The organism is Kinneretia sp. DJ1R-11, from assembly GCF_025717595.1.
Classification (GTDB): domain Bacteria; phylum Pseudomonadota; class Gammaproteobacteria; order Burkholderiales; family Burkholderiaceae_C; genus Paucibacter_A.
The window spans coordinates 70,276-86,809 of the sequence record NZ_JAJIRR010000011.1 but is presented as its reverse complement, the minus strand read 5'-3'; the positions used below and the strand labels follow the sequence as shown (position 1 = coordinate 86,809).

The window sequence follows — 16,534 nt, the reverse complement described above, 5'->3', positions numbered from 1 at the left end:
AGACTGCTGAAAATGGCGCCGGTGGCGTCGGGTCATGTGCCAGAGCGATTTGCGTTCCCGCAACTCACGACTTGAGCGCACTTCCTTGTTTCACCGGCATGTGGGATCAAAGGACTTTGCAGCTCTTGATCTCACCTCGACCCGCCAGAGGATCGGACAGCCCGCCATTATAGCGCGCTTTTGCCGTGATCCGAACTCAAGATGCCGGGGTACTCGATGAAGCTGCCTGCAACTGCGACAGATATCGCTCGTCCGCCTTGCTCAAGCGCCCTGCCGCGCGCGCCGCGGTGATCAGGTCCGGGCGACGGCGCAGGGTGATTTCCAGCGAGCGTTCACGGCGCCAGCGGGCAATCTGCGCATGGTGGCCAGACATCAGCACAGAAGGCACCGGCAGATCCTCGACCTGACCCGGCAAGCCGCTCAGCACTTCGGGCCGGCTGTAATGCGGGCAGTCAAGCAGGCCATCAGAAAAACTATCCTGCACATGGGACTGAGCATCATTGAGCACGCCCTCTTGCAAGCGCGCCACGGCATCAAGCAGGGCCAGGGCCGGCAGTTCACCGCCGGACAGGACGAAGTCGCCGAGACTCAGTTCCAGCGTGACATGGCGATCCAGGAAGCGCTGATCCATACCCTCGTAACGACCACAGAGGAGAACCGCACCGGGCCCTGCCGCGAGCTCTTGCACCAGCGCCTGATCCATGCGCCGCCCGGTGGGGCTGAAGTGGATAATGGCCGGCGCAGCTTCCGCCACTGCCACCTCCTGCCGCGCTGCCTTGGCAGCAGCAAGTGCGCGCTCCAGCGGCTCGGCCAGCATGACCATACCCGGCCCACCACCAAAGGGTCGATCGTCGACGCGGCGGTAGTTGTCGCTCGCGTAATCGCGCAACTGCCAGAGCTGGACATCGACTTGCCGGCTTTCGAAAGCACGGCGTGTCACGCCCTGACTCAGGTGCGGACCGAACAATTCGGGGAACAGGGTCAGGATGTCGAAGCGCATGGCGGACAGATGGCCGATGGCCGAAACAAAGAAGCCGACAGCAACGGTTGCGGCGACATGGCTGCGCCGCGCCGGACTCAGTAGTCCAGGCCCCAATCGACCGTGATCTGCCGCCGCTCGAGATCGACATCGTCGACGAAGGCAGCCACAAAAGGCACGAGGCGCTCCTGATCGGGCTTGATCGGCGCAGTCAAACCAGGCGGCATGATGCGCAGCACACTGTGCGGGCCGGCATCAATCAGGCCGAGCACTTCACCCAAGATCTCGCCCTGGCGGTTGCTGACGCTCAGGCCAATCAGGTCCACCCAGTAGTACTCGTTGGGGTCGGCAGCCGGGAAGGCCGAGCGCGAGATGAAGACGCGCGCGCCGCGCAGCGATTCGGCCGCATTGCGATCCGCGTAGTCCTGCGCGTTGGCCACCAGGCCCTCGCCATGCTCGCGGATCGAGAGAATTTTCAGCAGGCGCGGCAAGGGCTTGTTGACCTTGACCACCGCCGGCGCGTTGCCCTCGGGCGCACGGAGAAACCAGCGCCGCGAGGAAAACAAGGCCTGGGCATCGCTGGAATAGGCTTGCACCTTGAACCAGCCCTTGACGCCCCAGGCATCAAGAATGCACCCAACTTCAACCGCGTCCTCGGGCCAGGCCAGCTCGTCGGAGCCGACGGGGGCGGAAGCGCGCGGATCGGAGCCGGGTGTTCTCGACATTTAGACCGCAGCCTTCTTGGCTTCGGTCACCAGACGCTCAACGGTCGGCGACAGCTGAGCACCCACGCCCACCCAGTAGCTGACGCGGTCGATGGCGACGCGCAGGGATTCAGCAGCACCGGATGCGACCGGGTTGTAGAAACCGACCTTCTCAATGAAGCGGCCGTCACGGCGCTGGCGGCTGTTGGCCACGACGATGTTGTAGAAGGGGCGCTTCTTGGAGCCGCCGCGAGCCAGTCGAATAACAACCATGATGTTTCCTATGAATCTATTGCATCCATCGCACCAGGAGACACTCAGGGCGAGTAGATCGGGGTGGCACCAAGTCGCATCAACCGCTGACCGCACGCTGTGCTTTTGAAGTGCGCATCCCAAGGATTGCACTGCACAATGCGCTGCCCGCTTTGTTGTTGAAACCGGCTGCCGTGGATGGCCCTGTAGATACGCCGCGCTTGACGCCCTTGTTGCCCGCGAAATGCGAGCCGCAATGACAGATAAGTTCGACCAAGGCCAAAACCCAGCATTATAAACTCGGCTCAACCGATCTCTAACGATATGCCCGCAGAAAAAATCACAAACAAGCCAGGCGCCTTGACCCTGCGTCCCAGCACGGAAGCCGACCTCCCCGCCATCCAGGCCATTTACGCCCATGCGGTGCTGCACGGCACCGGCACATTTGAAACCGAGGTACCCGACCAAGCCGAAATGGCGCGCCGCCGCAGCGAGGTGCTGAGCCGCGGCCTGCCCTGGCTGGTTGCCGAGTGCGAGAGCGAACTGCTGGGCTATGCCTATGCCAACTATTTCCGCCCGCGCATGGCCTATCGCTTCTGTCTGGAGGACTCCATCTATTTGCGCCACGACAGCCAGGGCCTCGGCTTGGGCCGCTTGCTGCTGGCCGAGCTGATGGCGCGCTGCGAAGCACTGGGCGCTCGCCAGATGCTGGCCGTGATCGGCGACGCCGACAACCTCGGCTCAATCGGCCTGCACCGCTCCCTGGGTTTCACAGACACGGGCGTTCTGAAAAGTGCGGGCTGGAAATTTGGCCGCTGGCTGGATGTGGTACTGATGCAGCGCCAGCTCGGCCTCGGCAACACAGGAAGCCCGGAATGAGCGGCACCGCGCACTACAAGTCCAAGACCGTCGCGACCTGGCTGGCCTTGCTGCTGGGCAGCCTGGGCCTGCATCGTTTCTACTTGTACGGATTCAGCGATCGCCTGGCCTGGCTGCACCCCTGGCCGACCCTGCTTGGCCTCTATGGCTTGCAGCGCATGGACCTGCTCGGCCAAGACGACCACTTGAGCTGGTTCCTCATGCCCTGGCTGGGCCTGATGCTGGTCAACGCGATGATTTGCGGCATCGTCTATGGCCTGACATCCGACGAAAAATGGGACGCACAACACAACCCAGGGCAGCGCGGACAGGCCAGCGGCTGGGCGGCAGTGATAGGCGTGGTGGCCTGCGTTTTCATCGGTGGCATCTGCCTGATGACCACCATCGCCTTCAGCGCCCAGCGCTACTTCGAATCCCAGGTCGAGGCAGCCCAGGAAATCAGCCAGTAACCGAGCCCATCACAAGGCGCCCTGGCATTCGATCGCCTGGTCCTGCAGCGCCAGCAGGCATTCCTGCAGCGGCGGCAGGCCGGGCCCTTGAAGATCGGGCGCCAGTTCCAGCAAAGGCTTCAGCACGAAGGCGCGCTGATGCAGGCGCGGGTGCGGCACCGACAAGCGGGCTTCCGAGAGCTGATCCTGGCCATACAGAAGCAGGTCAAGATCAAGGGTCCGCGGCGCATTGACATAGGGGCGTTCACGGCCATGGGCCTGCTCGATCGCTTGCAAGGCATCCAGCAGCTCCAGCGGCTTCATGCAGGTGCGCAACTCCGCCACCGCGTTGAGATAGTCCGGGCCGCCCGCATCGACCGGAGCACTCCGGTAGGCGCTGGAAACAGCGACAAGCTCACAGCCTGACAAGGCCCGCAAATCCCGCAGAGCCAAGCGCAGGGTGGCCGCCAGATCACCACCGAGATTCGCCCCCAGACCGACAAAGGCTCGCACCTCACGCGAACCTTGCCGAGCAGCCGTCGACATCAGAGCTCGCCGTTGCCGCCCTCAGCGGCGGGCGCAGCGCCGCCAGCGCCCTCACCGGCCGCGCGCACACCGGGCTTGCGCCGACGACGACGCTTCTTGGCCGGAGCCTTGCCTTCCGACAGCGCTTCCTCCACATCATCAGGCGCGCCGACCGGGCCGATACCGTCCTTGCGGGGCAGCTGGTGGGTCTTGGCGCTGCGGCGCTGCGACTTTTCCAGCTCACGCACATCTTCCAGCAAGGCTTCACGCTCCTCGTCGCTGCCGAGAGCAAAGTCTTCCCACCAATCAGCCAGAGCAGGGTCGATCTCACCCGCATCGGCACGCAGGCGCAGGAAGTCGAAGCCAGCACGGTAGCGAGGCTGCTCAATCAAGGTGTAGACACCGCTGCCGCTGCGCCGCTCGAAACGCGGCTGCATCATCCAGATTTCACGCATCTCGGTGGCCAGCTTGCCGCGACCGGAGATGTCGCCGATGCGGGCATCGAAAACGGTGTCGATGGCCTGCTGCAAGGCCGGCACCACCGGCTCACCCGCTTCACGCAGGCGCGTCCAGCGCTCCAGCACCTCGAACCACAGCATGCAGGCCAGCATGAAGTTGGGTGACACACCGCGACCCTCGCGCACGCGCAGGTCGGTGTCTTCAAAGGCCATGCGCACAAAATCGCCGCGCGTGCCTTCGGCCAGCTCACCACGCTCATTGAGCATGGCGTCGAGCACGGGGAACACGCCGCGCGCCAAGCCTTGCTTGCGCAGCTCTTCCAGGCTGGCCAGGGAATGACCGGTCTGCAGCAGCTTGATCATCTCGTCGAACATGCGCGAGATCGGCACATTGGCCAGCAGCGCGGCACTGGCCTTGACCGGCGCGCGCGTCTTGGGCTCGAGCTCGAAGCCCAGCTTGGCCGCGAAACGCACGGCGCGAATGATGCGCACGGGGTCTTCGCGGTAGCGAGCTTCCGGGTCACCGATCATGCGCAGCACGCGCTTCTTGGCGTCGGCCAGGCCGCCGTGGTAATCGACCACCAGCTGGCGGCGCGGGTCGTAGTACAGGGCATTGACCGTGAAATCGCGCCGCGCGGCATCCTCGATCTGCGGGCCCCAGACGTTGTCGCGCAAGACCCGACCCTCGGCATCGACCACGTGGCTCTTGCCCGCCAACTCGGCCTTGGAAGTCTTCTCGTTGCCGGCGACTTGCTCGGCCGTTTCCTGACCCAGCAGAGCCCGGAATGTGGACACCTCGATCACTTCATGCTCGCGCCCGCGGCCATAGACCACATGGACGATGCGGAAGCGCCGGCCGATGATGAAGGCGCGGCGGAACAAGCCCTTGACCTGCTCGGGCGTGGCGTTGGTAGCCACATCGAAATCCTTGGGGCGCATGCCCAGCAGCAGGTCGCGCACCGCGCCGCCGACGATATAGGCCTCAAAGCCGGCATCGGCCAAGGTCTCCACCACGCGCACTGCGCGCTCGTCGAGCAGACTGGGGTCGATGCCATGCTCGGACACGCCCACTTCAACCCGCTTGCCCAAGGAGCCATGCCCGGGCTTCGCTTCCTTCGGCGCCTTGGCGGCCTTGCCGGCGGAAGGCTTGCCTAGCAGCTTGTCAATGAATTTTTTGATCATGCGAAGAGGTTCAGTTGAGGCCAGCCGCGAGCGGACGCGATGTCCGCCAGAGCCGGCGAAGGATTGGTGGCCACCGGGTGACTGACCAAGTCCAGAAGCGGCAAATCATTGATCGAGTCGCTGTAGAAATTCACACGCTCGAAGTCCTGCCATTGTCGCCCCAAGCCCGCCAGCCATTGCTGGACACGCTCGATCTTGCCGGCCTGGAAGGAAGGCACACCTTCGATGCGCCCCGTGCAAGCACCCTGCTCGTCACGCGCCAGGCGCACGGCGATCAGGTGCTCGATGCCAAAGGCAGCAGCAATCGGCGCCGTCACGAATTCGTTGGTCGCAGTGACGATGGCCAGCAAATCCCCGGCCTCGGCATGGCGGCGAACCAAGGCCCGCGCATTGTCACCGATCAAGGGCTGCATCACTTCGGCCATGAAACGCTCACGCATGGCCAGGGCCTCGGCCAGCGGACGGCGGCGCCAGACAGAGGTGGCGAACTCGATATAGGCGTCCAGATCCAGGCAACCGGCCTGGTACTGGGCGTAGAACTCATCATTGCGAGCCTGCCATTGAGCCCCATCGGCCCAGCCGACCGCCACCATGAAGCTACCGAAGGCATGATCCGAATCATTGGGAATCAAAGTGCCGTCGAGATCAAACAAGGTCAGCGCCTGTCCTGCGTTCTGACTCATCCGGAAACTCCTTCATCGGCCAGCATTTGGCGCAGCAGTGGCACCGTGACCGCGCGCTTGGCGGCCAGGGCAAATTCATCGAGTCGATCCAGCAAGCGCATCAAATGCTTGAGATCACGGGCAAAGCGGGTCAGCAAATAGTCGATCACTTCATCGGCCAGCAGGATGCCGCGGCGATCGGCCTCGCGGCGCAAAGCAGCGCGCATTTCCTGCTCGCTCAGAGGCTGCAAGGCAAAGGTCGGCCCCCAGCCCAGGCGGGTGCGCAGGTCTTCACGCAGCGCCAGATCGACCGGCGGCGCACTGCCGCTGGCCACCACAGCCAGACCATGGGTGGCCGCCTCGACGAACAAAGCGAAGGCCGCATGCTGCTGACCGGCGTCGAAACGTTCGCAGTCGTCCATCAGCAGCAGGCTGGGTTGGCTGGGCAGTTCCCAAGGCAGCGGCGTGTCAGCGTCGTACCAGCCGACCTGAGCGCCCGCGTCCTGCCAGGCATGGGCCAGAGCACGCAGCACATGGGTTTTGCCGCAACCAGGCAGGCCCCAGACAAACACCGGCGGCGGCGCCACGGCGCCGGCCCGCAGCGACTGCAAATGAGCCAGGACCGCACTGTTGGCGCCTGGCAGGAAATTATCAAAAGTGAACATCGGCGCGGGGCCGATGGCAAGCGGAATCTGCTTCAAAACCGGGTCATCTCCAAGACCAAACGCAGCTCGAAATCCATCAGGGAACCCGCAGCGACAGCAGGCCCGGGTGGGGCGGCGGCAATTCTAAGGGCGGCGCCTCATGGCACTCGGCGAGGTGCTCCTTCAGTGCAAGGCCGGCCCACCACGCTGGCGCAGCTGCGCCACACGCTCCTGCAGCAAGGGTCCATCGGGGGCCTGCGGCTCCTGGGCCAGATAGGCCTCTAGGTCCTCGGCCGCAGCCGGCCAATGGCCCAGCGATTCGAGCACCAGGCCGCGGTCGCGTCGCTCGATCGCCGCATGCGGCAGCAGCACCACCAGACGCTGCTGCACGGCCAGAAGACGCGGCCAGTCGCCGGCAGCCCGGTGGATCTCCTTCAGATTGCGCAACATACGCGCCAGGATGTCGCGCGCCGAGGCCGGCTGCAAAAACAGATCGACGGGCAAGTCCACCTCGCCCTGCAGACCGGTGCTGCCACGGAAGGCCTGCAGCATTTCATCCAGCCGGCTGCGCGACAAGGAGTCGCCGCTGAAGGGATCCAGCACGACCTCGCCATTGCCCATGCGCACGCGCACCAAGAAATGCCCCGGAAAGGCCAGACCTTGAGCCCGCAGGCCCAACTGACTGGCCAACTCCAGAAAGATCACCGCCAGGCTGACCGGGATACCGCGGCGCGTGGCCAGCACCTGATGAACATAGCTGTTGCCACGCTCGTAGTAATTATTGACATTGCCGCCGAAGCCAAGCTCCTCATGGAAGAAGCGACACAGGCTGCGCAACTTGACTTGGGCCGAGGCATCGGCGGGCAGGCGCTGCCGCAGGCGCCGGGCCAGACCATCGACCTCGGCCAGCACCGCCTGCACATCGAGAGCCGGCTGCTCATCCTGGGCCAGCGAGGCCGCAGCCTCCAGCAAGTTCAGGCTGACGTCCTCCTGCACCAAGGCGGCGAAGTACTCCAGCGGGGTTGGCGCATCCAGGCGCAAGGAAGAGCTCATAGGGCGAGTTTAGAGGGACGAGGCAATTTCAACCGCGCCGCATGAACTGACGCAGACGCAAACCGAGCAGAGCCAGCAGGCCAAAATACAGCACCGCCGACGCCGCCAGGCTGCCGGCCATGACCAAGGCCCGCAAACCCTCACTCTGACCCAAAGCAATCCAGTCCAGACGCTGCGCCAACTGCCATTGCAGCACGGCCATTGCCGCGCTCGCCAGCAGCACCTTGAGGGCAAAACGCACCCAGCCGGGCTCGGGCGTGTAACTACCCTGACGGCGAAGTCCACGAAGCAGCCAGAAGGCATTGACCATGGCGCCGAGGCCGATGGACAGCGCCAGTCCAGCCACACCCACCCAGGGTACGAAAACCAGATTGAGCAGCTGGGTTAGCGCCAGCACGCCAATGGCGATGCGCACCGGGGTGCGCGTGTCCTGCTTGGCGTAAAAGCCCGGCGCCAGTACCTTGATGGCCAGAAGCCCCAGAAGGCCGACACCCCAGCCCATGACCGCCTGCGCGGTATTCACCACGTCGACGGCCAAAAAGGCCTTGCGGTGATACAGCACGGCCACCAAGGGCTCGGCAAAAACCAGCAAAGCCAGCGCACAAGGCAGACCAAACAACATCACCAGGCGCAAGCCCCAATCCAGCATGTCCGAATAGCGCTGCGTATCGCCTTCAGCCTGGGCCGAGGAAAGCTGGGGCGTCAGCACCGCCCCCAGCGCGACGCCCAGCAAGGCCATGGGGAACTCCATCAAGCGGTCGGCATAGTTGAGCCAGGAAGTGGCACCGACAGCGATGTGGCTGGAGATCTGCGTATTGATCAGCAGCGAGAGTTGCGCAACCCCGACTCCCAGCAGGGCCGGCCCCATCTGACGCAAGATCTTGCCCACTCCCGGGTGACCGGCCGCGGCGCGCAAACCGGACGGCGTGGCAGCGATGCGCGGACGCACGCCAATGCGACGCAGGGCCGGAAACTGAAGGGCCAGTTGCAAGATGCCGCCCAGCATCACACCCAGAGCCATCGAGTAGATCGGCGGATAACCCCAGGACGCCACCACCGGCGTGAACCACCATCCGGCAGCCAGCACACAGAGATTCAAGACCACCGGCGTGGCGGCCGGCACCATGAAGCGCTTCCAGGTATTGAGCACACCGGCCGCCAGCGCCACCATGGACATGCAGCCGATGTAAGGAAACATCCAGCGCGTCATCACCACGGCCGCCTGCTGGCCGTCCGGAGGCATGCCCGAACCCAGCATCCAGACCAGAACCGGGGCGCCAATCACACCAAGCAAGCAGGTGAACACCAAGGCCCAAACCAAGACCGAAGCGACCGAATCGATCAGGGCATGGGTGGCCTCATCGCCATGCTGAGCGCGCGTGGCGGCCAGCACGGGCACAAAGGCCTGAGAGAACGCGCCTTCGGCAAACAACCGGCGCAGCATATTGGGAATGCGAAACGCGACCAGAAAGGCGTCCGACAGGGCTCCGGCGCCAAACATGGCCGCCACCATCTGTTCCCGCATCAGCCCGGTGATGCGGGAGACCAAGGTGAAGACGGAGATCAGAGACGCAGCACGCAACAGATTCATGACGGGGACGCAGTCAGCAAGAAGAGCGAGGGAAACACAAGCAGAGGCATGCAGCAGAACTATTGCAGGCTTTGAGCGGCCAGATTCAGCCGCTGGATTCCATACCGGGCCGACCCAGACCTCAAACAGCAAGGCCGCTTGATGACAGGCCGGGCGCCGCATTATCATGTGCCCCCTCGCCGCTTCCGAGTGGCCAACGCCGCATCGGCCTTTGTTTCACTGTTATTTCAGTGCTATACTCGCGGTCTTTGCACCAACTGGGTAGATTTACAGCATGGCATCCTCTTCCAAAGTCAAGAAGACAGTCCGTACGGCATCGGGCCTCAAGCGCGCTCGCCAGGACATCAAGCTCAACGCAGCCAACACGGCTCTGCGCTCCCATTTCCGCACGGTCATCAAGAACGTGCAAAAAGCCGTGGTCATTGGCGACAAGACCAAGGCTGCCGAACTGTTCAAGACAGCTCAATCCGTGATCGACTCGGTCGCTGACAAGGGCATCTTCCACAAGAACAAGGCTGCTCGTCACAAGAGCCGTCTGTCGGCAAAGATCAAGGCGCTGGCCGCCTAACAACCAGTTCTGGTGCAAAGTCAAAAAGCCCGCGCAAGCGGGCTTTTTTGCGTCTGGATGCGAACCAGCGGAAGCCCTCTTCTTCCGCTCGGGCCGGGGCTCAATCAATGCCACTCGCCGTGATCCAGGCCCTGCATGCGCCGCATCTTCAGCCAGTCCGCCACAGCCTGCGCCACCCACGGCGCGTCGTCGAGCGGCAAGTCATGGCCGGCATGCTCATGCAGGCGCAGGGGCGCGCCCCAGGCACGGCTGATGGCTTGCGAACAACGCCAGTCGACCAGCCTATCGGCCTTGCTGCACAGCAGCAAGATCGGCGCCGCCGGACGCCGCCGGGTGGCCTCGTACCGAGCCGCTGCCAGCAACTGCCGCATGGTGTTGCGCACCCCCACAGGCCGCTCGCGCTGCAAGGACACCCAATGGTCCAGCACTTCTTCAGGACGCGGCAGCAAGCGGGTGGTCATGCGCAAGACCTTGGCCTCGCGCTGCCGGTAACCCAGGCGACTCAGGCTCAGCATCAACAAAGTGAAGTAGTTGAGCGGCCGCAGGCGGCGGTAAAAGGGACTGAAGGGACGCAGGCTGGTATTGATCAGGACGCCGGCGCAGACCTCCTTGGGGTAGCGCGCGATCCAGTCGCTGGCGACCATGGCACCCAGGGACATGGCCAGAACATGGACCGGCCCCTTGATTCCCAAACGAGCCACTTGCGAGCGGCAGGCTTCCACCATGGCCGGCACCTCGCTCGGACTGGTCTGTCGATGCAGCATGCCATTGCCCGGCAGGTCCAGCAAAATCAGCTGAGCCCCGGGCTGCTGCTCGCGGATCTTGCGCAGCAAAAGGCGAGGAAAGTCCCCCCAATGACCAGACTCCCGCGAAAGCCCGCGCAGCAAAACCCAGGTGCTGGCAGCCTGCGGCTGCGCCTCGACCGGCGCGGGCGCTGGAACCGGCCCCGTCATGCGCCAGCACTCCGGCGATACCAACGTTGCAGCGCTTGCTGCTCATGTCTGGCACGTTGTTCGCCCTGGGGCAACCAGCGCGGCATGCCAGCCGCCGCACGAAGCATGAAGTCCAGCCATGCGATATGGCGGCGCAGCACACGCTGCTGTCGATGACTGACCAGAGGATTGAACATGCCGTGGCGAGAAAAAAGTTGCTTGGGATTCTTCCTGACCCAGAGCCAGGAGCCCATTTCCAAGGTCAGAGGCAGGTGCAGACAATCGTCGCGCGCACAGGCCTGTAAGTAGAGATGGTCCCACAGGTCTCCGTGGGTCAAGTATTGTCGGCTCTGTGGCTCGAACACGTAGCGATGCTGGGCATGGGTCTGATCCAGGATCTGACACAAGGCATGCATTTCCGCCAAATGCGGCAAGGGCCGAGCCGTGTGGGCATAAGGGAACCAGATGCGATCGGCCAGACCGAATCCCGAGTGGCAGTCCACCGCGATCGACTGCCTGTGGCTCAGCAACTCGCGCTGCACCAAGTCACACAGCGCCTGGCTTTCAGTCTCCATACCTGCCGCTTCCACACCGCGATACCAGGGCAGCCTGGGGCTCAGACGCTGACCACCGACCCAGGGCGACACCCCCGGGCCCGCCTCCACGGGCGCATTGCGCATCAGGTCCACGCCACGCGGATTGGCGCGTGTGCCGTTCCAGATCCCGCCCGGGTTGACCAGCGGCAAAAACACGACATGCAAGGACTCCAGCATGCGGTGCAAGCTGCTGTCCCAGTGCAGCCGCGAGATCAGGCTGGCCAAAAAAGCCATGACCACCTCCGCGCCAATGCGCTCCAGGCCATGGACGCCGCCAAAGAAGCCCACCGCCGGCACGGCAGGATCCGGATTGCCCAGTGTCAAAGCCAGCAAGGGCAAGCTGCCGCCGCCCACCGCCACCTGACCGAGTTCATGTTGTTGCAGCAAGGGCCCGGCCTGGCGCAGCAGCAACTCCAGCTCAGCGAGTTCGGGCAAGGCCGGCAGCAAAGAGACGGAGGAAGACACCAGGATCAGATCCGCTGAAGAAAAGGGTTTGGGCGCAAGGCCGGCAAGCATAGCTGCAGGCCCGGCCGGACTCCAGCATCACGCCGCAGCACATGCTGAACGCCTCATATGCGCGTCATCAGATCGTCACAAAGCCAACATAGCCTAGCCGCCATGCAACCCCTCAAAAACGAGCGCTGCAGCGATGCGGACCACTTCCTTCCCGCCGGCTTTGTCGGCAGCCTGCGTCGTCGCATGATCTGGCTGTTGTGTCTGCTTGGCGGCAGCCTGGAGTTGCTGGCCCTGCAAAGGGCGCGCCGACAGCGCTGACGCTCAGTCAGCGCTGGCCGCGGCTCAGTCCGCCGAGCGTTTTTCCGCGCTGGGGCTGTCCGGCAACAAGCAGGCCTCGGCCACCTGCAGGCTGTTGTCGCGGGCGAAGTTCATGACGAAGTCCCAGGCCATGGGCTCAAGGCGGCGCAACTCTTCGTTGACGATCACGCACTTCACACCATTGATCACCCGCGGCACGCACAGTGGCGAGTAGCCGATGTAGGCGCCGATGCCGCCGCGGGCGCCGCCAGGGCGGAAGCAGGACATGGCGCCTGCCAGACGCTCGGCCCAGTCGCTCGGCCGGAAGGTCCGGCCCTCCAGGGTGAGGCCCTGGATGAATACTTCGCGCGATTTAGGGGACTGGCTCATGGGTGGGCGACTTCGACGCCGGGCTGGGTTCCAGCCCCGCGGCCGCGAAAATAGACGGTTTTACGACAGACGCTATTGTGCCTTGGATGTGTTGCGCCGCAGCACAGGCAGCTCGGCAAGACCGGACATTCGCACGCGTCAGGCCGGTGTCAGGGCCTCGGGAAAGACCTGGCCCTTAGAATCCGCCGACGTTTGGGCGAGGTTCCGCAGCGCCGAAACGCCACCCTGTTTGCTTGTCCCCCACCTATGGAGAGTTGATGAACGCCCCCGTTGTCCCGTCTGCTGTTGTGCCGTCTGAACCTCACGTGATGCAAACCTATGGCCGCCTGCCCATCGCCCTGGCGCGCGGTGAAGGCTGCTGGGTCTGGGACGTGAACGGCCGACGATACCTGGACGGGCTGGGCGGCATCGCCGTCAACACCCTGGGCCATGCGCATCCGCGCCTGGTGCCGGCCCTGCAGGCGCAGGTGGCCACGCTGATGCACAGCAGCAACTACTACCACGTGCCCTTGCAAGAGCAGCTGGCCGCCAAGCTGTGCGAGCTGTCCGGCCTGGACGTGGCCTTCTTCTGCAACAGCGGCCTGGAGGCCAACGAAGCGGCACTCAAGATCGCCCGCAAATTCGGCAACGACCGCGGCAACCATGCACCCGAGGTGATGGTGTTCGAGGGCGCCTTCCATGGCCGCTCTATCGCCACCCTCTCGGCCACTGCCAACCCCAAGATCCATGCCGGCTTCGGCCCCTTGGTGCCCGGCTTTGTACGCGTGCCGCTGAATGATCTGCCTGCCGTTGAAGCGGCGCTGGACGCCCATCCGAACATCACCGCCATCTTCCTGGAAACCATCCAGGGCGAAGGCGGCATCAACGAGTCGCGCATCGAATTTCTGCAAGGCCTGCGCCGCATCTGCGACCAGCGCGATCTGCTGCTGATGCTGGACGAAGTGCAGTGCGGCATCGGCCGCACCGGCAAGTGGTTCGCCCACCAATGGGCCGACATCCGCCCCGATGTCATGCCCTTGGCCAAGGGCCTGGGTTCGGGCGTGCCCATCGGCGCCGTGGTCTGCGGCCCACGCGCCGCCAAGATCATGCAGCCGGGCAACCATGGCACCACCTTCGGCGGCAACCCGCTGGCCATGCGCGCCGGCGTTGAGACGCTGAAGATCATGGAAGAAGACGGCCTGCTGGCGCATGCCGAGAAGGTCGGCGGCGAGCTCAAGGCCGCCCTGAAAGCGGGCCTGGAAGGCGTGCCTGGTGTCGTCGAAGTGCGCGGTCAGGGCCTGATGCTGGGCGTGGCCCTGGATCGCCCCTGCGGTGTCTTGCTGCAGCGCGCGGCCGATGCCGGCCTGATGATCAGCGTCACCGCCGAACGCGTGGTGCGCCTGGTGCCCGCCCTGATCCTGAGCAGCGAAGAAGCCTCTCAGATCGCCGCCATCCTCGTGCCCTTGATCAAAGCCCTCCTGGCGGAGCCCAAGGCATGAAGCCCGGCCAAGGCCTGATGCGCCACTACCTTCAATTCAAGGACTTCCGCGCCGAGGAATACGCCCATCTGTTTGAGCGCGCCGCAATCATCAAGCGCCGCTTCAAGAACTACGAGCGCTACCAGCCCCTGGCAGACCGCACGCTGGCCATGATCTTCGAGAAGGCCAGCACGCGCACGCGCGTCAGCTTCGAGGCCGGCATGTACCAGATGGGCGGCTCGGTGGTCCACCTGACCACCGGCGACAGCCAGCTGGGCCGCGCCGAGCCCATCGAGGACAGCGCCCGCGTGATCAGCCGCATGGTCGACTTGGTGATGATCCGCACCTTCGAGCAGACCAAGATCGAACGGTTCGCGGCGCACTCGCGCGTGCCCGTGATCAACGGCCTTACCAACGAGTACCACCCCTGCCAGATCCTGGCCGATCTGTTCACCTTCATCGAAGCGCGCGGCATGAACCAGCGCGGCATCGTTGATGTCGACTGCCTCAAAGGCCGGGTCGTGGCCTGGGTGGGCGATGGCAACAATATGGCCAACACCTGGCTGCAGGCGGCGGAGATCCTGGGCTTCACCGTCCATGTCAGCACGCCCAGCGGCTACGAGGTGGACGCCCAGGTCGCCGGCATCCAGAACAGCGATTGCTACAAGGTGTTCAAGAACCCGCTCGACGCCTGCCGCGGTGCCGACCTGGTGACCACCGATGTCTGGACCAGCATGGGTTATGAGGCCGAGAACGACAAACGCCGCGAGGCCTTTGCCGACTGGTGCGTCGATGCCGAGATGATGGGCGTGGCCAAGCCCGACGCCCTCTTCATGCACTGCCTGCCGGCCCACCGCGGCGAAGAGGTGACCGCCGACGTGATCGACGGCCCACAGTCCGTCGTCTGGGACGAGGCGGAGAATCGCATGCATGTGCAGAAGGCACTCATGGAGTACCTTCTGCTGGGTCGCATCGGCTGAACAGCCGATGTGAGCCAAGCCCGCCAGGGCTGCATGCGATTCGGGGCGCACTCACTTGGCGCCCGCCAAGTGAAGCCGCGCCAGCGGCGGGTGCGCACCAAAACAGAATGCACGTGCAAAAGGCACTCATGGAGTACCTTTTGCTCGGACGGATCGGCTGAGAGCCGAGACGCGCCCCGCCAGGGCGCATTCTGTTTGGGTTTGGCTCACTTTGCATCGCAAAGTGAAGCACTGTCAGGCGCGGCCAAGACCAGAATCGCATGCATGTGCAAAAGGCTGAGTCAGGACCGAAGACAGGCCCGACGGCCTGTCTGACGCCTGACGAAGGCCAACCCTTGTCCGCAAGGGCTGGCACTCATGGAGTACCTTCTGCTCGGCCGCATCGGCTAACAGCCGCCGCATGCGGCCCGCTCACCGCGGCCGCACACTCCCCGTCAGACTCCCCGGAGGGTAGTGTTTGACGAACTCGCGCCACACTTGCCCCGACTTGGCCGCGCGTTCCAACAGCGCCAGCAGGCTCTGACGATCGGCCTCCGACAAGGCGGTCTTGGACACGTACACACCACTCTCGCCCCAGGGCAGTTCGTCCACCGGCTCATAGCGCAGTTGCTCCAGCAGAGGCCGCACGCGCGCATCGCCCAGCAAGGCACCCACCAGAATGCTGGGCGCCATCACCGTGACTTCGGCCATGCCATTGCCCAACATGCGCGCCACCGAAACGGCATCGGACGCCAATGACAAACGCCCCTGCTGATCCAACTCCTTGATCAAGGCCTGGTAGGACTCGCCGTAATCAAAACCCCGCACCAGCACCACGCGCATCTCGCGCCGGGCCTGCAACTCGGCCAGGCTGCGCAGCGGTGCACGCTCGGAGCTCAGAGAAATCAGGGTCGCCCGGCTGCTGACCATGGGCACAAACACCCCGGACTCGTCACGTTTGGGCGTGCGTGTCGCCGGCACCAGCAGATCGGCGCGGCCGGTCTCGAACATCAGCTCCTGCCGCGCCCGCGGCACGACGGAGAACTTCAACGGGCAGCCCTCCCGCGCCACACTGTTGCGCAAAACCTCCGGGTAGACACCCGCCACCTCTTCACCCGCCACCGTGACGCTGAGCCCGATCGGCGCCACTGGCACGGCAATGTCCCGCGAGCAGACGGACTGTGCCCAGGCGCTCCACGGCATGGCCACTGAAGCGAGCGCCACAAGCCAAATCGAGCAATCCCTTTGAAACCCCACCACTCCATCGCACCACGGCCACCGCAACATCAGGCACCTTTTGAGAATTGTGAGAAGCAAGCCCGCACGAAACTGAGAAAGCCAGGTCTCGATTTGAATTTCCGCTGGACGCAACGCATGGAGCGACCGGCCCGTGCGCGGATCGCCAGCAGCTTACGCGATCTGGCGTTTACGCGTGTCGCCACTGCGCCAATGTAGGGGCGGGTCATTCCCGTTGAAGTTTGCGCAGACTGGCAGCAAGCTGCTGACGACCCGAGTGCGCAAA

Annotated in this window: 19 protein-coding genes; 6 read left to right on the top strand and 13 right to left on the bottom strand. The window is 64.3% G+C overall.

Features of this window, described 5'->3' with window-relative positions:
- Positions 1-196: 196 nt before the first annotated feature.
- The 3 genes from trmD to rpsP form a co-directional block, all read right to left on the bottom strand.
- Positions 197-1,000 (bottom strand): tRNA (guanosine(37)-N1)-methyltransferase TrmD, encoded by an 804-nt coding sequence (gene trmD, locus LNV23_RS17530; protein WP_263564168.1) that lies wholly within the window; start codon positions 998-1,000, stop codon positions 197-199.
- 77 nt (positions 1,001-1,077) lie between these two features.
- Positions 1,078-1,704: a ribosome maturation factor RimM gene (gene rimM, locus LNV23_RS17525; RefSeq protein WP_263564167.1), complete on the bottom strand. Its 627-nt coding sequence runs from the start codon at positions 1,702-1,704 to the stop codon at positions 1,078-1,080.
- Entirely contained in the window at positions 1,705-1,956 is a 252-nt protein-coding gene (gene rpsP, locus LNV23_RS17520; protein ID WP_263517583.1) for a 30S ribosomal protein S16, read from the bottom strand. It abuts the gene before it with no gap.
- Positions 1,957-2,259: 303 nt separating this feature from the next.
- Between rpsP and LNV23_RS17515 the strand changes: the two genes are divergently transcribed.
- Together LNV23_RS17515 and LNV23_RS17510 are read left to right on the top strand one after the other, a co-directional pair.
- The gene (locus LNV23_RS17515; RefSeq protein ID WP_263564166.1) at positions 2,260-2,814 is read left to right on the top strand and encodes a GNAT family N-acetyltransferase; all 555 of its coding nucleotides are present in this window, start codon (positions 2,260-2,262) and stop codon (positions 2,812-2,814) included.
- Positions 2,811-3,263: an NINE protein gene (locus tag LNV23_RS17510; RefSeq protein ID WP_263564165.1), complete on the top strand. Its 453-nt coding sequence runs from the start codon at positions 2,811-2,813 to the stop codon at positions 3,261-3,263. The genes LNV23_RS17515 and LNV23_RS17510 overlap by 4 nt, the downstream gene beginning before the upstream one ends.
- A gap of 9 nt (positions 3,264-3,272) precedes the next feature.
- Here the strand turns inward: LNV23_RS17510 and folK are convergent, their stop codons facing one another.
- The 6 genes from folK to murJ form a co-directional block, all read right to left on the bottom strand.
- The gene (gene folK / locus LNV23_RS17505; protein ID WP_263564164.1) at positions 3,273-3,788 is read right to left on the bottom strand and encodes a 2-amino-4-hydroxy-6-hydroxymethyldihydropteridine diphosphokinase; all 516 of its coding nucleotides are present in this window, start codon (positions 3,786-3,788) and stop codon (positions 3,273-3,275) included.
- Positions 3,788-5,407: a polynucleotide adenylyltransferase PcnB gene (gene pcnB / locus LNV23_RS17500; protein ID WP_263564163.1), complete on the bottom strand. Its 1,620-nt coding sequence runs from the start codon at positions 5,405-5,407 to the stop codon at positions 3,788-3,790. The genes folK and pcnB overlap by 1 nt, the downstream gene beginning before the upstream one ends.
- Positions 5,404-6,090 carry a histidinol-phosphatase gene (locus tag LNV23_RS17495; RefSeq protein WP_263564162.1) on the bottom strand — a complete coding sequence of 229 codons (687 nt, stop codon included), beginning with the start codon at positions 6,088-6,090 and terminating at the stop codon, positions 5,404-5,406. The genes pcnB and LNV23_RS17495 overlap by 4 nt, the downstream gene beginning before the upstream one ends.
- The gene (gene hda, locus LNV23_RS17490; RefSeq protein ID WP_263564161.1) at positions 6,087-6,770 is read right to left on the bottom strand and encodes a DnaA regulatory inactivator Hda; all 684 of its coding nucleotides are present in this window, start codon (positions 6,768-6,770) and stop codon (positions 6,087-6,089) included. Before hda ends, LNV23_RS17495 begins: the two co-directional genes overlap by 4 nt.
- A gap of 126 nt (positions 6,771-6,896) precedes the next feature.
- Entirely contained in the window at positions 6,897-7,766 is an 870-nt protein-coding gene (locus tag LNV23_RS17485) for a SirB1 family protein (protein ID WP_263517590.1), read from the bottom strand.
- Between the two features lie 28 nt (positions 7,767-7,794).
- Positions 7,795-9,357, bottom strand: coding sequence for a murein biosynthesis integral membrane protein MurJ (murJ, locus tag LNV23_RS17480; protein WP_263564160.1), 1,563 nt, complete (start codon positions 9,355-9,357; stop codon positions 7,795-7,797).
- A gap of 274 nt (positions 9,358-9,631) precedes the next feature.
- Here murJ and rpsT point away from each other — a divergent pair, with 274 nt between their 5' ends.
- On the top strand, positions 9,632-9,925 hold the full coding sequence (gene rpsT / locus LNV23_RS17475) for a 30S ribosomal protein S20 (protein WP_263517592.1): 294 nt from the start codon (positions 9,632-9,634) through the stop codon (positions 9,923-9,925).
- Between the two features lie 104 nt (positions 9,926-10,029).
- On the opposite strand, the gene LNV23_RS17470 is transcribed toward rpsT, so the two are convergent.
- Both LNV23_RS17470 and LNV23_RS17465 read right to left on the bottom strand, forming a co-directional pair.
- Positions 10,030-10,878 carry an alpha/beta fold hydrolase gene (locus LNV23_RS17470; RefSeq protein WP_263517593.1) on the bottom strand — a complete coding sequence of 283 codons (849 nt, stop codon included), beginning with the start codon at positions 10,876-10,878 and terminating at the stop codon, positions 10,030-10,032.
- A complete protein-coding gene (locus LNV23_RS17465; RefSeq protein ID WP_263564159.1) occupies positions 10,875-11,918 on the bottom strand; it encodes a M14 family zinc carboxypeptidase in 1,044 nt (347 codons plus the stop codon). Before LNV23_RS17465 ends, LNV23_RS17470 begins: the two co-directional genes overlap by 4 nt.
- A 153-nt stretch (positions 11,919-12,071) precedes the next feature.
- On the opposite strand from LNV23_RS17465, the gene LNV23_RS17460 reads away from it, so the two are divergent.
- Complete coding sequence (locus tag LNV23_RS17460; RefSeq protein WP_263564158.1) at positions 12,072-12,227, top strand: hypothetical protein; 156 nt, start codon at positions 12,072-12,074, stop codon at positions 12,225-12,227.
- 24 nt (positions 12,228-12,251) lie between these two features.
- Here LNV23_RS17460 and LNV23_RS17455 read toward each other — a convergent pair whose 3' ends face one another.
- Positions 12,252-12,596 (bottom strand): DUF3579 domain-containing protein, encoded by a 345-nt coding sequence (locus LNV23_RS17455; RefSeq protein ID WP_263517596.1) that lies wholly within the window; start codon positions 12,594-12,596, stop codon positions 12,252-12,254.
- A 257-nt stretch (positions 12,597-12,853) separates the two neighbouring features.
- Here LNV23_RS17455 and LNV23_RS17450 point away from each other — a divergent pair, with 257 nt between their 5' ends.
- On the top strand, positions 12,854-14,074 hold the full coding sequence (locus LNV23_RS17450; protein WP_263564157.1) for an aspartate aminotransferase family protein: 1,221 nt from the start codon (positions 12,854-12,856) through the stop codon (positions 14,072-14,074).
- Positions 14,071-15,033, top strand: a complete 963-nt coding sequence (argF, locus tag LNV23_RS17445; protein WP_263564156.1) for an ornithine carbamoyltransferase — start codon at positions 14,071-14,073, stop codon at positions 15,031-15,033. The genes LNV23_RS17450 and argF overlap by 4 nt, the downstream gene beginning before the upstream one ends.
- A gap of 411 nt (positions 15,034-15,444) precedes the next feature.
- On the opposite strand, the gene LNV23_RS17440 is transcribed toward argF, so the two are convergent.
- On the bottom strand, positions 15,445-16,167 hold the full coding sequence (locus tag LNV23_RS17440) for a substrate-binding periplasmic protein (RefSeq protein ID WP_263564155.1): 723 nt from the start codon (positions 16,165-16,167) through the stop codon (positions 15,445-15,447).
- Positions 16,168-16,534 lie beyond the last annotated feature (367 nt).

Bases quoted from the DNA above. Each gene is read 5' to 3' on its own strand.
- LNV23_RS17485 (WP_263517590.1), bottom strand. From the start codon at position 7,766: ATGAGCTCTTCCTTGCGCCTGGATGCGCCAACCCCGCTGGAGTACTTC.
- argF (WP_263564156.1), top strand. From the start codon at position 14,071: ATGAAGCCCGGCCAAGGCCTGATGCGCCACTACCTTCAATTCAAGGAC.
- rpsP (WP_263517583.1), bottom strand. From the start codon at position 1,956: ATGGTTGTTATTCGACTGGCTCGCGGCGGCTCCAAGAAGCGCCCCTTC.
- LNV23_RS17515 (WP_263564166.1), top strand. From the start codon at position 2,260: ATGCCCGCAGAAAAAATCACAAACAAGCCAGGCGCCTTGACCCTGCGT.
- LNV23_RS17495 (WP_263564162.1), bottom strand. From the start codon at position 6,090: ATGAGTCAGAACGCAGGACAGGCGCTGACCTTGTTTGATCTCGACGGC.
- rimM (WP_263564167.1), bottom strand. From the start codon at position 1,704: ATGTCGAGAACACCCGGCTCCGATCCGCGCGCTTCCGCCCCCGTCGGC.
- pcnB (WP_263564163.1), bottom strand. From the start codon at position 5,407: ATGATCAAAAAATTCATTGACAAGCTGCTAGGCAAGCCTTCCGCCGGC.
- LNV23_RS17460 (WP_263564158.1), top strand. From the start codon at position 12,072: ATGCAACCCCTCAAAAACGAGCGCTGCAGCGATGCGGACCACTTCCTT.
- rpsT (WP_263517592.1), top strand. From the start codon at position 9,632: ATGGCATCCTCTTCCAAAGTCAAGAAGACAGTCCGTACGGCATCGGGC.
- folK (WP_263564164.1), bottom strand. From the start codon at position 3,788: ATGTCGACGGCTGCTCGGCAAGGTTCGCGTGAGGTGCGAGCCTTTGTC.
- murJ (WP_263564160.1), bottom strand. From the start codon at position 9,357: ATGAATCTGTTGCGTGCTGCGTCTCTGATCTCCGTCTTCACCTTGGTC.
- trmD (WP_263564168.1), bottom strand. From the start codon at position 1,000: ATGCGCTTCGACATCCTGACCCTGTTCCCCGAATTGTTCGGTCCGCAC.
- LNV23_RS17450 (WP_263564157.1), top strand. From the start codon at position 12,854: ATGAACGCCCCCGTTGTCCCGTCTGCTGTTGTGCCGTCTGAACCTCAC.
- LNV23_RS17510 (WP_263564165.1), top strand. From the start codon at position 2,811: ATGAGCGGCACCGCGCACTACAAGTCCAAGACCGTCGCGACCTGGCTG.
- LNV23_RS17470 (WP_263517593.1), bottom strand. From the start codon at position 10,878: ATGACGGGGCCGGTTCCAGCGCCCGCGCCGGTCGAGGCGCAGCCGCAG.
- LNV23_RS17455 (WP_263517596.1), bottom strand. From the start codon at position 12,596: ATGAGCCAGTCCCCTAAATCGCGCGAAGTATTCATCCAGGGCCTCACC.